Annotated in this window: 15 protein-coding genes and 3 pseudogenes; 5 read left to right on the forward strand and 13 right to left on the reverse strand. The window is 46.7% G+C overall.

The features are described from left to right. Nucleotides 1–57: 57 nt before the first annotated feature. Together HGO41_RS23385 and HGO41_RS23390 are read right to left on the reverse strand one after the other, a co-directional pair. The gene (locus HGO41_RS23385; RefSeq protein ID WP_250981509.1) at nucleotides 58–459 is read right to left on the reverse strand and encodes a VOC family protein; all 402 of its coding nucleotides are present in this window, start codon (nucleotides 457–459) and stop codon (nucleotides 58–60) included. A 418-nt stretch (nucleotides 460–877) separates the two neighbouring features. Next, the gene (locus HGO41_RS23390; RefSeq protein WP_250981510.1) at nucleotides 878–1,561 is read right to left on the reverse strand and encodes an O-methyltransferase; all 684 of its coding nucleotides are present in this window, start codon (nucleotides 1,559–1,561) and stop codon (nucleotides 878–880) included. Nucleotides 1,562–2,018: 457 nt separating this feature from the next. Here HGO41_RS23390 and lldD point away from each other — a divergent pair, with 457 nt between their 5' ends. After that, a complete protein-coding gene (lldD, locus tag HGO41_RS23395; RefSeq protein ID WP_250981511.1) occupies nucleotides 2,019–3,185 on the forward strand; it encodes an FMN-dependent L-lactate dehydrogenase LldD in 1,167 nt (388 codons plus the stop codon). A gap of 341 nt (nucleotides 3,186–3,526) precedes the next feature. Here the strand turns inward: lldD and HGO41_RS23400 are convergent. From HGO41_RS23400 to HGO41_RS23440, 9 genes and pseudogenes are all read right to left on the reverse strand, one after another. Further along, nucleotides 3,527–3,685, reverse strand: a pseudogene (locus tag HGO41_RS23400) (ogr/Delta-like zinc finger family protein). A gap of 319 nt (nucleotides 3,686–4,004) precedes the next feature. Further along, nucleotides 4,005–4,238 carry a hypothetical protein gene (locus HGO41_RS23405; RefSeq protein WP_250981512.1) on the reverse strand — a complete coding sequence of 78 codons (234 nt, stop codon included), beginning with the start codon at nucleotides 4,236–4,238 and terminating at the stop codon, nucleotides 4,005–4,007. Between the two features lie 380 nt (nucleotides 4,239–4,618). Further along, complete coding sequence (locus tag HGO41_RS23410; RefSeq protein WP_250981513.1) at nucleotides 4,619–4,765, reverse strand: hypothetical protein; 147 nt, start codon at nucleotides 4,763–4,765, stop codon at nucleotides 4,619–4,621. A 37-nt stretch (nucleotides 4,766–4,802) separates the two neighbouring features. After that, on the reverse strand, nucleotides 4,803–5,198 hold the full coding sequence (locus HGO41_RS23415) for a plasmid partitioning/stability family protein (protein WP_250981514.1): 396 nt from the start codon (nucleotides 5,196–5,198) through the stop codon (nucleotides 4,803–4,805). A gap of 18 nt (nucleotides 5,199–5,216) precedes the next feature. After that, nucleotides 5,217–5,399: a plasmid segregation protein ParM domain-containing protein gene (locus tag HGO41_RS23420; protein ID WP_250981515.1), complete on the reverse strand. Its 183-nt coding sequence runs from the start codon at nucleotides 5,397–5,399 to the stop codon at nucleotides 5,217–5,219. A gap of 1,335 nt (nucleotides 5,400–6,734) precedes the next feature. Next, a complete protein-coding gene (locus HGO41_RS23425) occupies nucleotides 6,735–7,013 on the reverse strand; it encodes a ribbon-helix-helix domain-containing protein (protein WP_121019193.1) in 279 nt (92 codons plus the stop codon). After that, nucleotides 7,013–7,648, reverse strand: a complete 636-nt coding sequence (locus tag HGO41_RS23430; protein ID WP_037035481.1) for an AAA family ATPase — start codon at nucleotides 7,646–7,648, stop codon at nucleotides 7,013–7,015. The genes HGO41_RS23425 and HGO41_RS23430 overlap by 1 nt, the downstream gene beginning before the upstream one ends. 253 nt (nucleotides 7,649–7,901) lie before the next feature. Next, nucleotides 7,902–8,162 carry a hypothetical protein gene (locus tag HGO41_RS23435; RefSeq protein WP_241917301.1) on the reverse strand — a complete coding sequence of 87 codons (261 nt, stop codon included), beginning with the start codon at nucleotides 8,160–8,162 and terminating at the stop codon, nucleotides 7,902–7,904. Nucleotides 8,163–8,195: 33 nt separating this feature from the next. After that, nucleotides 8,196–9,364, reverse strand: a pseudogene (locus HGO41_RS23440) (ISL3 family transposase). Between the two features lie 429 nt (nucleotides 9,365–9,793). Here HGO41_RS23440 and HGO41_RS25880 point away from each other — a divergent pair. The 3 genes from HGO41_RS25880 to HGO41_RS25960 are packed head-to-tail and all read left to right on the forward strand — an operon-like array spanning nucleotide 9,794 to nucleotide 10,340. Next, nucleotides 9,794–9,862: a DUF6500 family protein gene (locus HGO41_RS25880; RefSeq protein WP_353050908.1), complete on the forward strand. Its 69-nt coding sequence runs from the start codon at nucleotides 9,794–9,796 to the stop codon at nucleotides 9,860–9,862. A gap of 47 nt (nucleotides 9,863–9,909) precedes the next feature. Further along, on the forward strand, nucleotides 9,910–10,260 hold the full coding sequence (locus HGO41_RS23445) for a DinB/UmuC family translesion DNA polymerase (protein ID WP_502947401.1): 351 nt from the start codon (nucleotides 9,910–9,912) through the stop codon (nucleotides 10,258–10,260). Next, the gene (locus HGO41_RS25960; protein ID WP_502947402.1) at nucleotides 10,194–10,340 is read left to right on the forward strand and encodes a DUF4113 domain-containing protein; all 147 of its coding nucleotides are present in this window, start codon (nucleotides 10,194–10,196) and stop codon (nucleotides 10,338–10,340) included. The genes HGO41_RS23445 and HGO41_RS25960 overlap by 67 nt, the downstream gene beginning before the upstream one ends. Nucleotides 10,341–10,958: 618 nt before the next feature. Here HGO41_RS25960 and HGO41_RS23450 read toward each other — a convergent pair. Then, the gene (locus HGO41_RS23450; RefSeq protein ID WP_241917300.1) at nucleotides 10,959–12,008 is read right to left on the reverse strand and encodes a RepB family plasmid replication initiator protein; all 1,050 of its coding nucleotides are present in this window, start codon (nucleotides 12,006–12,008) and stop codon (nucleotides 10,959–10,961) included. Nucleotides 12,009–12,827: 819 nt separating this feature from the next. On the opposite strand from HGO41_RS23450, the pseudogene HGO41_RS23455 reads away from it, so the two are divergent. After that, nucleotides 12,828–13,277, forward strand: a pseudogene (locus tag HGO41_RS23455) (integrase core domain-containing protein); the annotation flags it as partial. A gap of 126 nt (nucleotides 13,278–13,403) precedes the next feature. On the opposite strand, the gene HGO41_RS23460 reads toward HGO41_RS23455, so the two are convergent. After that, complete coding sequence (locus HGO41_RS23460; protein WP_241917299.1) at nucleotides 13,404–14,006, reverse strand: TetR/AcrR family transcriptional regulator; 603 nt, start codon at nucleotides 14,004–14,006, stop codon at nucleotides 13,404–13,406. Nucleotides 14,007–14,039 lie beyond the last annotated feature (33 nt).

Raw genomic sequence — 14,039 nt, forward strand, 5'->3', positions numbered from 1 at the left:
TGGAGAAAGGGTAATTCTGATAGTGAAGGATCCGACATTACTAAGTGAGCGTTGTATCTAATCCTGGGGGCAGGTCACCTCCAGTATCTGCTTTGCTTGAATATAATCGTAAGACGTAACTTCTATTTTGTTATTACTGAGATCGCTAAAGTATACGGACATCGATACTTCATGGTCGCTGACGGTAAAAGGGATTCCGTTGTTCTTGAGGATCGGTATTAGCTCGATGAAAGATGGTGCTCTCACTCCGAAAGCCATCGTATGACCAGGATGCTGAGATTCTCTAAGGAAAAGGGAAAGTGACGCCCCGTTATTGCTTATGACCAGCGGTCCACCCTGTTCAAACCAGAAGTACAGCGAGCTGTCGCGTGAGAAGCCAAGGACCTCTTTATACCAGTGTTCTGCCTGCTCAATATCTTCAACGTATACATGTATATGATCGATCTCAGCTATCTTCATAACGCCACCACCTGATTTTTCTTACCGGAAATACTCGCTGAAGCATTTTTAATAAACAACCCGCAAAGCACATGATAACCAGAAATTTACCTTAAATCCTTATGGCATATATTCAGTGGTTGACGTCCGCTTTGGCACAGGCTGTGTGAAAACCCTGACCAAAAACTGAAGTGCGCACGTCTACGCAAAATCTGGAATTGATCGACTGGTTAGTAGAGCCGAATTTTACGTATGAGCGCGGTTTTCAGCTCTGTTTTTGGCAGTTTCAGCGGCCAAAAAAGTTTTCACACAACCTGGGCACACAGCATACAAACATGTGACGCTGAAGGTCTGCTGAGAGCGATCTGCGGACATTGCTAACAGCATTCTGTTTGAATCAACGGGGGGGCAGGTCAGTTCTTCTTAGCGAAAAATATAATCACCGGGCTTTAACGATAGCCATGACGAAACCATCCCATCCTTTTTCACCAACAGTCTGTACTGCTGTAGCTTCAAGTCGCTCATCCTCAGAAATCATCTGAACAAATTCTCGCAGACCTTTAACGTTCGGATCATCACTGCTGGAGTCGATTACACCGCCACCGCGCACAGTGTTATCCCCAACGATAACAGTACCTTGTTGCGACAGTTTGATAGCCCATTCAAGATAGTGTGGGTTATTCACTTTATCAGCATCGATAAAAATCAGGTCAAAGGGGGCTTTAAGTGTTGGCAAGACATCAAGTGCTGCCCCAATATGCAACGTAACGCGCTCAGCCAGCCCCGCTTTGTTTATATTCTGTCGAGCAACCTCTGCATGATGCTCGTTGAATTCAATTGTCGTTAAGCTTCCATGTGGTGGGAGAGCCCTGGCCATCCATATGGTGCTATAACCCCCAAGCGTGCCTATTTCAAGAACACGGACAGCACGTGACATACGAATGAAAATGGCCAGCATTTTCCCCTGCAAAGCAGATACATCGTGTGTGGGCAATCCTTGATCTATGTTATTAGCGAGAGTGTATTTTAAATCTGAGTCTTCAGGGGCGAGCTTTTCAGAAAACCAGGCATCTACCTGTGCCCATTTATCAGAATCTCGCGAAGGATAATCAGGAATTCGCATATGAAATCTATTCTCCTTAAAAAACCAAATGAAATTTTAACAGATATTTGTTACATCGGTTGGTACGCCTACCTTTTCTGAAGGTTAAAATCAGTAACGTCCGCTGCTGGCACAGAGCAGACAAACACGTGACGCTGAAGGTCTGCTGAGAGCGAGAAACGGAAGTTTGTAGACGTTATCACCTTTAATAAAGTTGATCATTTAAGTCCTGGCGCGCTAGCTAAAAGGGAACAAGTTAAACTGATTTACGCTATTTCCCCCTAAACCAGTCACTCTATTTAGCTGTTTGTTTGTTCTCTGGGATTTTACCGGAGATAAGGCAACAAGAAATGGCACACAATCCTTATGGCATTCCTTTCTGGAATGAAAACGATGCTGAAATTTCATTTTTTTCATAATTACTATGCGGGTAACTTCTCCTTGTTATATCTCCCCACATGAAAATAAGAAGGAAAAAATGATAGTTTCATCACCAGATGATTATCGTGAAGCTGCACGCCGTCGTCTTCCACGATTTCTCTTCGATTATATAGACGGTGGCGCTGTGGTGGAAAATACCATGGCAGACAACTCTACTGAGTTGTCATCTGTAAAACTTCGCCAACGGGTACTTTGCGGTGTTGGTTCCCCAACGCTCTCTACAGAAATTTTAGGCTCTACATGGGCAATGCCGGTAGCTCTAGGACCGGTAGGTGCTACGGGCATGTATGCCCGCCGCGGTGAGGTTAAGGCGGCACGTTCAGCAGCAACGATGGGTATTCCTTATACTCTTTCGACCGTTTCAGTGTGCCCTATCGAAGAAGTCGCGCGCAATGCCTCAGGTGAGCTATGGTCCCAGTTATATGTCCTCAGGGACCGAGGTTATATGCGCAATGCGCTTGAACGCGCCTGGGCTGCAGGCATGAAAACGTTGGTTTTTACTGTCGATATGCCGATCCCTGGCTCACGTTATCGTGATAAACGTTCAGGTATGTCAGGGCCACTCTCCTCCCTCAGGCAGTATCTTCAAGCCTGTACGCACCCTCACTGGGCCATAGATGTCGGTCTGGCTGGAAGGCCTTTATCATTTGGTAACATAGAAGCCTACACCGGACAAAGGATGTCGATGAGTGATTATATGGGGTTTATAAACAATAATTTCGACCCTAATATCACCTGGCATGATCTGGAGTGGATACGTGATAGCTGGAAAGGAAAACTCATTATCAAAGGTATTCTGGAACCTGATGATGCAAGAGATGCTTTGCGAATGGGTGCCGATGGTGTTGTCGTCTCTAACCACGGAGGGCGCCAACTTGATGGAGCGATTGCCACAGCAAGGGCGCTTCCACGCGTTGCAGATGCAGTAGGTAGTGATCTGACGGTTTTAGCTGATTCCGGAGTACGCTCAGGGGTGGATGTTATAAAAATGCTTGCGCTGGGGGCGAAAGGGGTATTGCTTGGTCGCGCTTATATTTACGCACTTGCCGCTGCGGGAGAAGCAGGGGTAATGAATCTGCTGCGTTTATACGCGGAGGATATGAAAGTGACAATGACCTTAACCGGAGCAACTTCACCGCAAAGCATCAGTATCAGTTGTCTTGACCAATTAGAAAAAGAAATTGCTCAAAACAGAATTTACTGAGGTTGCAAAAATATGTACTGGATTCATTTATCACTGAGGAAGGTTTATATCACCATATCCGCTTTTAATGCAGTTGCACACTGTCGCTCAAGCCCCGCCAGTACGGTTCCAGGTAGGGGGATTTACAGCCTGTGGCTGCATGCAAATCCATGCACCTTGGGCATGCATACTCATTTTTGCTTGCTAGCCAGAGAAACAGCCTCAAATGGCAGGCAAAAAAAGCCCCGCACAATGGCGGGGTTGGATGCAGGTAGCGTATTTTTCAGAGTTAAAAACCCGAGCCGTATCGGCCCAATATGTGGCGCTTCATGTCCGGCACGGTAATGGGTTTAGCAGCGGCCTTAAGCGGCGGCTGCGCTTTCCACCGATGTAAACGTGCTTGAACATTCAATATTGGTGCACTGGTAATACGCTTCCTTTGTCTGGTCTTAGATATACCGGCTGGTGCGCGTATTGTAACGGCACCTTGCGGGCAAGATGAAAGAAGATGGCGCTAACATTCGGAAAATAAGGGATGAGGCTGGATGTGTTGAAGCGCGTCGGCACCGCGAGGTGCCATAAATGTGGAGCAACGCGACATCCTTGGGTGAAAAGCCGCCAGGCACAGGGCCGGCGCAGAAAGGTACACCGACTTATCCCCCGCGAATACCGAAGTTACTCAGTGAATCTGTGGATAACCGGCTGCGGTTTGAAGTGAGGCGGTAGCCTGCGACGACCGTCGCGGTACCCGAAATGAATGGCAGCAGGACAGACACCGGCCAGGCCGGCCCCTGAGGTCAGACGATGAATGAGGATGACATGCTGTTCGTCGCGGACGGTTCAGAGGTCGCCACGATGCTCTTCAAGCAGGTCAATCGCCTGCTGCATCACGCCGGCCGTATAGTTGTCTTCAATGATTTTCGCATAAGCCAGCCGGTCGGCCAGACATTCCGCCAGGGTATCGTGGCAGATTTCTTTACCTGTCAGAAAAATGCGGGTCGCCGCGTCAGCGACGGCATCTTTGACGTCCGAGAAGAAAATCAGCTCTTTGGGAAAGCGGGGATTAATGACCATGTCATGCCTCCAGCGGGGTTAAGTGCCCCTTTATCATTCGTCCGGGTTCTGAGCCGGCCAGCACGACCGGGCCGTCGTCTTGAGAATGTCGAAAAGCGGAAAAAAAGTCCACCCTGTAAAAAACCGCAACGCTCGCCGCAGACCCGGCTGAGGCGTACCGCAGCACCGCGAGGAACGAACAGCCGCGACGAGGAAGCGTCATATCGTCTACAGCTGATGTGAAAACCGCACACTCCCGGCCTGATGTCTCCATAAAAAACCGGCACGCAGGCCGGCGGAAAACGATGATCGGTTTTACTTGCGGTTTTTCTTCCAGGTTTCAGAGGCCAGAAAGGCCGCGCGTACCACCACGATCGCCCAGCACAGCTGCAGGAGTATCTTCACAGGCACACTGAACCGTCAAATATCAGCAGCGGCACAATAAACAGGCAGCTGATGAGAAAACACCACTCCGCCGCGCTTTTGCGCGCCCTGCCCGTCAGCGTCTCCAGTCCGATGATCCCTTTGCATAACAGCATAAATGACATGGTTCTCTCCACAAATCTTCCGGCACGCCAGAGGGCTTCAGTCTTTTTTCAGCATGCGTTTGAAATTAGTTCGGGCCTGCCCTTCCCTTTCCGTACTGCCGGTGGGTTCCGGGAGCTCTGAGGGGGCAGGCACCTGGCCAGCGCAGGCGGCAATGACGTCCTGAATGCTGGCCGTCGTGGGCTGCCATCCCGTCGTTTGCTGAATAATACCCACCAGATGGTCGGCGGTCAGTTGGCCATCGAACAGCATGGATAACAGATAAGGCAGACGCTTATCCAGCTGGTATAACGCGCTTCCGCCCACGATCGCCGCACGGAAAAAATCACCACGGGTGCGCAGGGGAACTGACTCGATAATCTCCATCGCCCTGGCATCCTGACTATCGTCTTCAGGGTGCAAATAGACGGTCAGTTTCTTACGTTTGTCGGTCACGAATAGCGCTCCTTGGAATTAAAGTAAAACAAGTTCGCGAACCAACGCCATCTGGGGTTCATTAACTACAACAATGCGTTTAGGAGTCAGTTTCCAGGCACGGTGCACAGCGACTTCAATCAGCGACACACCACCACCGACCAGCCACACCAGGTTTAGGGCAAAAACAATCTGCCCTTCGGTGAATCGTGACTTTTTCATCGGCACATCCTCTGTTCAGGGGAGTCATTATCATGCCGGAATTCTGTTTCTGAATGGAGCAGGATTTTGGGTCAGGGTAACCCCCCTGCCCTGCTGCCGGGAAATTGTTGTTTAGAACAAGATTGCGACTCTATTGTCGCATAACCATGGTCACAGTTTCTGACAAACATTTCTCTTATTTTCAAAGATATGACTGATGAGCAGCTATTTACCCGTGAAATTGCGGATGTAGATAATATGAAATAATAAGTATGAGATGTGAGATGTGAGATGTGAGATGTGTCATATAATCTCACACGAGGCTTAGTGACAAACAAAACGTTTAATAAATATTAAATCACACTTCATAAGTGCGACATTATATTTCACTGCAATTTGCTGCTCCCATCCCCCCTGGTAACGCGCTAACTTTAGTAACTGGCATCAGATTTACTACATTGAATCTCAGCCTGGATATCATAAGTGCTAATCATGAATTCACAAGTATGAATTATGCGGTGGCGCGCAACCGACACAGCACAGACTGTGAAGGATTCAATGAGTCATGTTAGAGCCAGATGCCTTGCCTCATGCTAGGAAATGCTACCTTTTATCTCTTCAGATACATGAGTGCACTCCACACATATTTAAAATAAGTATGAAGTATTACTTTTGAGGTTATCCTCATAATTCACATGTGTGACATATGTTTGATCTCAACAAGGGAATACTTTTCTGTGGATGCACATCATCATAAGTAATACTTCATAAATGCTACATGTTAAATAATCAGTAATACAGGGGGCAGATGTAGCCATTGCTAGATGACCCCCTTCTCATTGCTGCTTGTAGGTTCTCTGTAAAATCACCAAACAACACAACTCATAATTCATAATTCATAATTCATAATTCATAATTATGAAATAATAAATAGCAAGGATGAATTATTTGGTCTAATTCTATCAAACAAAACAATGCATAAATGACGTTTATTGCAACACGGACTCACCAGAACGGAACCAGATAAATTTAGGTATGAGGTATGAGGTGACATACTGAATTTAGCATTCAAATAATCAACTCTAAACGATCGTTATCAGTGTGAATTATTACGGAATACTTAATAAAGCAAATTGAATCTACTGGTAGCTAAGGAATTATAAGGTTACGCTCCACACATAATTATCATCAAAAATATAGCAACATGATTGTTTTATTTCAGAAATTATCCAGTTCGGAAAGAGGGAAGGAAACATAATTGTGAAGTATGAAGTGCGGATTATCAGGTGCTAATTGAATACAGTAGGGGAGGGCGCTGGATTTCAAAAAGAAGCCCAGCGGTGCATAAGTATGAAATCATACTTTTTTTAGATACGCGTCCAGAGCATCGCGAATGATAGCGCTCACACTTTTCGGCGCAATACCGACGCGTTTGTTATACAAGGCCAGGTCTTCAATTTCACGCAAGGTATTCTGAGGCAGAGAAATGGTCGTCCTGGTCAATATTTCTGGTACAGGTTCTACAACTACTTTCTCATCGCCATAGGGACGGTCAGCCAATCTGTTCGCCAGAGCATCCGCTTCTGCTTCAGTAACTATGCGGCGATTGGTGAAAGGGGGTTTTTTTAAAGCCATTAAAATACCTCATTCAACAGAGCAAGAACTTCAGACTTGGCTTTTTCGTTAGATGTTTCCAGGACAGATTTACCTTCAGACATCACATCTCGGTAAACCTTTCGGTAACATGCCGTCGCGCTCAAAGGGATCAGTCCTTCGAATTCGCGGACATACTCCAGAAATTCATGCCGTTCGTTTCCCTGAAGGAGGGGATTTGTAGTGGCCATACTTTGATAGCAATATGCCTTAAGCTCTGGATTTAAATCCCGCATGCTTTCTAACTGCTGCTGAAGCTCAACCATCGTATCCAGATCCAACTGAGAGCATTGGTGCGGAGCAATGATCTGATGAGCTACGGTTCCGCCTGTAATCAGCTCACGGCTGTTTCGTCCGGCAACATCCACTATAACGTGATCAAACCTCTCATCAAGGCTTCTGAGTGTTTGAGATATGTTGTCTCTTTTCTCAATCAGGGTGATGGAGGGGGTAAGGCCTGCAGCTTCCCGTTCGGCATACCACCTTGACGAAGAGCGTTGAACGTCAGCATCGACCAGACACACATCCTTGCCCCATAAGGCCAAACCCACAGCTATATTGACTGCAGTTGTTGTTTTCGCGGCCCCACCTTTATTGCATCCAACAATCGTGATCATTTGTCACCCGTGATATCAAAAGTAGTATTTCTTAAATAATAACTCATAAAAGATAAATGTGAAGTAATATCGACTAATTATTATGTATTAATTCATACTTATTACTTAGCTAAAGCATAGTGAGCATCGCTCAATTGAAACCGCAAACGTGATTGAACAGGTAAGAGACAAAATCAAAATTATTTGTTTCCTCGTTGATCAGCTGCCTAAGACTTTCTTGGGTGCAACCCTTAACAAGCTGAAGAACCCATGGTTACACGGTATTAATGAGGGTCTTCCCCTGTTGTGGTGGGTACTCCAGAGCTGCCTTAACTATGAACAATAAGGCCAAGGATGAACGGTCCAACATTCCTCCGAGGATCTTCCCACTGCTTATACCCCGGATAACCACAGATAAAGGTTTACGATCGCTGATACCGGTCATGTAGCCGTTAAACTCATTCAGCCCCTCTTCGATTGACATCAAATGTTCTGGTGTAATACTTTCTGAGACATCTATTCTGATTCCTTCCATTTAAAACCTCTCATTATTGTTTTTAATTGCTAATCACCAGCCCATACCCAGCTTCCCGTAGTGAAACAGCACACCCAGCTTGAACCGTTCTTTATTTCTGAAGACACGAGACTTGGTCCGGAGTAGGCGGATTTTTCTGTTTAGAGATTCCGCATTGCCGTTTGATACCCGGTTTCTCATCGCATTCAGGATGACTTAAAGACGCTTTGCCTCCATCTGGCCAGCTCTGGCCATTAATGGTATTCCTATGTTCTTCGCCATTATCATCCATTCCTACCACAGCCTACGGCTATGGACATCATAGCGACGGTGCCTTAGGTCACGGGCAAGCTCTTTCATTACCCAGCACAGGCTCGTTTGGGGTAACACCCGCCGAGCAACTTCTTACCTCTCGGCCCGGCGCCCGAGCGGTTTTGTTTGCTGTAAAACCACAGGTAGCGTGAGCAGTTGGTGTCTTTCCTGTCTGACGACGGGATCTGTTTCATCTCAGCCTGACGGGTTTTATCAACCACGGCGCACAACATTTTTGCCACATGTAAGTGATCGAAGACGATTTTATCGACGAGATTGGGGAGATAGATGAGGGCTGCACTGATATAGGCCATAGACAGCGTTTTTATCTCATCAAGCTGGTTGCCTCACAGCCTGCGCAGATAACTGGCAACACTCTCTACACCACGATCATCGGCCAGTTGCAAAGCACGTCCCTGCCTGTCAGAGATAACGCCGACGTACTGGCGTTCTCTTTTGAAGCCGACTTCATCAACGAAGAGATGACGGGCCGATAAAGGCTGTTTTATCCGGACTAAGCTTCGTTTGACTGCGCGCATCATGATACCGTCCACGGCATTCGAGCTGAGTTTAAGCTGTTTTCTTACCGCATCATGGTGCTGACTTTCAGCCATGAGAGAACAAAGGCTGCGAACAGCAAAGTGTAGCGGCTGCCTGACCCCGCACAGGCCACAGGCAGTGTCTGGCAACCGTGCTCGTGGCAGTCAACGCGGGGGACATCAGCTTCAACTAGTGTGCTGAACTGACAGGTATTGAGGTGACGCCATTTGCGACGCCGGTGATCATGTATGGAGTAGGATTTACCGCAGGTTGGAAGGGCAGTTGTGTGTTTTCAGCAATGCCGACAATGAACCAAATTTTTCATCAAGGGAAAGGGATTGTACCTGTCACGGTGCGGACTGTTGAATGATATGGGCTTAGAGGGAATTTTCGTCCATGGCAAACTTCTCAGTAAATCAAGACTGCCATCATAATGCCTTTAGCCACTACGATCGGGGAAGACCCATTAATGAACAGTATTAAGTAAGTGTTCATTATGGATATCTTTACCCAACCCCTGACCCTTTAATGCGTTTGATCCTATTCCTTAAGGATAAGGTTCAGGCTGGTTTTTCTTCCCCAGAAGTTTTCCCATATAGGCTTAGTTATCAATCAGCAAAAGCATTCATCTAATCGTCGTTTATCATTAAGTTGGATGTGCCGATTAACCGTTGAGCATAACAATTATCAGCAAGAAGCGAGTACCACAATGGCTATGCATACGACGGCATAATTGTGTTTCGCACAAGCTAGGAGATGTGATGAAACTAAGCCTAAATTCTTAAGATCTGTGATGAAAAATAGCAGCTAATGGAAGCAACGTTGGTCTGTCCTTTTACGCTTTTTTTCGAATAAAAACGATGACCTAGAGTTACTTGATGCTACCACACAACTGATACGCAAACATTTCAATATTGTGCTGGAACGTACCGCCCGGGAGCTGCACGGCGAACCTTGTCTGGAGCTGAAAGAGTTTGCACAGACACAAATCGTTTGCTCCAGGTCATTCGATGATCGCGTATCAGAATACGATTTGATACGTGAGGCAATCTGCAGCCATGCCGTACGTGCCGCCGAGAAACCCCAGGGCGAACATCAGTATTGCCGACATATCTCAGCATTCATCAAAACAAGCCCATTTTTAATAAACGAAGTCTACTTTGGGAAAACAGCGAACAGCTCATGGCAGTTCTCAATGGAATTAATCACAGCGGAAAAGGGCACGTATGGTTCGAGGAACAGGGTATCCAAAAGTCATGGGAGATGAAACGCCAAATGCTATCCCCGCATAGATCAAACGTTTCAGTGACCTCATGCGCGTTAAATTCTAGAGAAGTGGTTTACTGATAAGGCTTGATCAACCCGAGTTGTTAGTGTCAGTTGCTTCCAGCTTCCTTTTTTACCTGCCGCCAATGGAAGGTATTGCATTTTCCTCAGCAGTCCCATGGGGGTGAGAGGACGATGTTCATTATCTCATCACAAAAGTGACACTGTCTCAAAACAGTTTAAAGCTTTAACCCAGACATAATGCGACAAGTTAGCCTATCCACGATAGAGAGAAAGAACCACTGTAGTGAGTAAAGACATCGGAAACCACTACAGTGAGTAAAATCCACTATGGTGAGTAGAAAACACCTAGAATTGAAACAACCGCTGTGGAGAGCGCCAACCACTATAATGAGTAATTACAAGAATCCATCTATTAGTTAGTAATCACTGACGTATATGCTATATGGGGTTTCAGGTTAGTAAGTACTAGGGGGGTTAGCGGAGATCATCTGAATAACCACTATAGTGAGTAAAGAATGCAGTTCACAGTGGATAGGATATTTCGTGATGGAAGCTTTTACTGATTACAGTGGATAGGTTGCTCACTGCAGTGGTTAGTCGGCTTTCAACAATAAATATGAAAAGCCTGCCATCACTGCAGCAAGCTTTAGGGCAATGAGCAGCAAGAGGTCAAAACTATTTCTTTGACTGGCGAAGCTGTTCCAGCAACTCAAGTTCTTCTTTAGTCAGCATTACCATCTCACGAGGCATAGCTGATTCCGCATCCCTCTCTGCCGGGACATCAATGATGTGTTCGTCATCCATTACATCGTAAACATCATCACCTATGCCCGTGGGTATTTGCGCAGGGCGTAACTTTGGCCGCCTATAGTGGATACAAAAATACACTACCTTACCGCGCTTAACTTCAGTGTAATCAAGATACCCAATCGCCTTTAACTGCTCCATAGCCTTGCGTACTGTCGCATTCTGAGTGATGGCTCGAGAGGTCAGATTTAGGCGGGCACGCAGGCGAGACATAGATATGGGAGCAGGATCTGTCGGAAGGCTTTCAATGAACGTATACAGAGCCTGAGCAGACTCCTTGCGAGAGAGTTCGTTGATTGCCCTGAGCTGGAGAAGAACTTTCTTATCAAACTGATACAACTCGAAGATCTTCGGATCCGCCTGCAACTCGACAGCGTCCTTTTTCGGGCTATATTTTGCTGACTGAACAAGGTGAGTTACGTAGTAATCCCCCTCTTTATTCGAAAACGAGAGGGTGTTAGTGGCTATACGTTCAAGTGAGGCCTCCAGACGCGCTCTGAGCTTCGCAGAAGAGCGTGCGGATGGAATCCCACACAACTTAGCGAATTCTACAAATGGCAGGTATACAGAGTCTCCTAGGACCTTATGCTTAGCAAAGGCATGAATGATCCCAACCCAGGTCTTAAAATCGTTATCCATATCAAGCCGGGCGCCGGTGATCTTGATGTTCTCATATCCCTCAGACTTCACGATCGAAAGCTGCTTCAGCTCAGAGGTGACATCCATTGAGTTCATCTGACCTTTACGTCCACGTGCTGTGGACTTCAGCGTAGGTACAAATAAGCCCAACCGCATCAATGCTACAGGCTGAACGGTGTTATTGCTGTTAGGAACCAGAGTAACAAGTTCACCTGTTCGCTTATCGGTTTCAGAGAATGCTTTAACTATCTCTATGTTTTTAGGCTCATTTTCAGACATTATCAGCTCTCACATTGAATGTGGATAAGAGGCTCTAGGTACACAATATAGTGGATACTATCACTCACTATAGCGGTTTTACTACAAAACACAGTGGTTAGTTTGCTTTTTATAGTGGATGTTTTACTGACTACAGCGGTTAACGACCAACGTTTACTCCAGATATGACAAGGCCTGGAAGGCTATGGGGATCTCTTTGGGTCTTATAGGTTCTATAAGGATCTTATTATTGGATCGAACCAGAGGATAAGTTAAAAAACATGACCTTAAGTTTTGGAGTAGAGATCAACGTAGCACTGAAGAGCCGGTATTGGGGCAGTGCATAAAATGTGTACATAATTTTGGATTATCAATCAACTCGTCATCTTTACTATAAATTTCAAATGGTTAACCAATCTCAATTAACTAAATGTTATGTACAGCTATATTGACGATTTACTCACTACAGTGGTGTACAGTCACTCTCCAGCGAAGTTACCTAGCTGTCTATAGTGGTTAACACGCTTAATATAGTGGATGTTTTACTTATTACAGTGGTTGGCAATACGGTTTAAACCCTTACAGGGCAAGGCCTGTAGCTGGGCTGGGATCTCTTTTGATCTATTAGATGATCTATATAGGATCTTATTATTGGATCTGGGCGGTGGAAAAGTGGATAAGTCACTTAAAAATTACATTCAAGGCTGGTATGTGGTGATGTGACGGACGCCCCTCACTCTGTGTAAGTCTTACCATACTTTTGCTGACTGCATTAAGAAGGGGTCAGGGTCAATCGTGTCGGAATTCTGTTTCTGAATGGGACAGGATTTGGGGGTAAAGTCAGGACGCCGGATCCGTGCCCTGACTGTAGTGGATAATTTTAGTCGTGAATGCGTGGCGATCGAGGTAGGCCAGGGGCTTCGCGGTGACGATGTGGTCGCCGTGATGGAACGGATCAGGCAGACACAGCAGCGTGTACCACAGCGGCTACAGACGGACAACGGGAGCGAATTTATCTCAAAAACGCTGGATCGCTGGGCGTATGAAAACAGGGTAACGATGGACTTCTCACGCCCCGGGAAGCCCACAGATAACGCCCTGGTTGAGTCATTTAACGGCAGCCTGCGTGATGAATGTCTGAACGTGCACTGGTTCCTGTCACTGGAAGATGCTCAGGAGAAGATCGAGCACTGGCGGCAGGAATATAACCAGTACCGGCCACATTCCTCGTTAAATAACCAGACTCCGGCAGAATTTATCCGAAGCCTGCAAACAGGCCCGGATCTCTGATTTATGCTGGCACCGATATTGGGAAGGGATCAACAGGCCCGGATCTCTGATTTATCCTGGCACCGATATTGGGAAGAGATCAGTTGTGTAGCAATGCCGTATTCCCTGGTTCTGAGGGTGATGTGATTATATCGCGCAATACGCAGGCAAAAAAGCTTCGATGGCAGCGTCAACCGCCTCCCGCCGTTTTTCTTCGGCAGGTGGATGATCCAGTCCCCATAATTGACGTTCGACCAGTCCAGCCTCGCATAATGCCTTGAAATATAGTCCCGTTCTTCGCAGTTCCGCCCGGCGAAGCAATCCGCGCTGCATCAGGCTGTCAAGCACGTTGCAGATCGAGATCAAAGTTTGCCGTGGACCGTTCTCATAAAAGATGAGGCTTAACTCCGGAAAGCGGCCTGCCTCACCGATAATCAGGCGGTTCACGTTAACAATCTCTTGTCGAGTGACGAGGTTCAGATAAGCCATACCCAGATGCTGCAAGGTAGCCTGTAACCCGTCCTCCTCTTTTGAAGTCTCCAGCGTATCGATAATACCCTTCCCGGACTCTGCAGCGAACGCTCCGAACAAATCATCCTTGCAGGGAAAGTAGCTATAAAGTGTGACCTTAGAGGCCTTGGCTTCCGCTGCGATCGCTTCCATCGTTACCGCACCGAATCCCTGCTCGACGAAAAGCTTGCCAGCTGCCTGTACAAAGCTCAAACGACGAGCCTCAGTCTTCCTGCGCATTATCAAACCCCTATGGTCTCAACGGTTTAGCTT

This window comes from Rahnella sp. CG8 (genome assembly GCF_023701875.1).
Lineage (GTDB): Bacteria > Pseudomonadota > Gammaproteobacteria > Enterobacterales > Enterobacteriaceae > Rahnella > Rahnella aceris.

Bases quoted from the DNA above. Each gene is read 5' to 3' on its own strand.
- HGO41_RS23385 (WP_250981509.1), bottom strand. From the start codon at position 459: ATGAAGATAGCTGAGATCGATCATATACATGTATACGTTGAAGATATT.
- HGO41_RS23390 (WP_250981510.1), bottom strand. From the start codon at position 1,561: ATGCGAATTCCTGATTATCCTTCGCGAGATTCTGATAAATGGGCACAG.
- lldD (WP_250981511.1), top strand. From the start codon at position 2,019: ATGATAGTTTCATCACCAGATGATTATCGTGAAGCTGCACGCCGTCGT.
- HGO41_RS23405 (WP_250981512.1), bottom strand. From the start codon at position 4,238: ATGGTCATTAATCCCCGCTTTCCCAAAGAGCTGATTTTCTTCTCGGAC.
- HGO41_RS23410 (WP_250981513.1), bottom strand. From the start codon at position 4,765: ATGTCATTTATGCTGTTATGCAAAGGGATCATCGGACTGGAGACGCTG.
- HGO41_RS23420 (WP_250981515.1), bottom strand. From the start codon at position 5,399: ATGAAAAAGTCACGATTCACCGAAGGGCAGATTGTTTTTGCCCTAAAC.
- HGO41_RS23425 (WP_121019193.1), bottom strand. From the start codon at position 7,013: ATGGCTTTAAAAAAACCCCCTTTCACCAATCGCCGCATAGTTACTGAA.
- HGO41_RS23430 (WP_037035481.1), bottom strand. From the start codon at position 7,648: ATGATCACGATTGTTGGATGCAATAAAGGTGGGGCCGCGAAAACAACA.
- HGO41_RS23435 (WP_241917301.1), bottom strand. From the start codon at position 8,162: ATGGAAGGAATCAGAATAGATGTCTCAGAAAGTATTACACCAGAACAT.
- HGO41_RS23450 (WP_241917300.1), bottom strand. From the start codon at position 12,008: ATGTCTGAAAATGAGCCTAAAAACATAGAGATAGTTAAAGCATTCTCT.
- HGO41_RS23460 (WP_241917299.1), bottom strand. From the start codon at position 14,006: ATGCGCAGGAAGACTGAGGCTCGTCGTTTGAGCTTTGTACAGGCAGCT.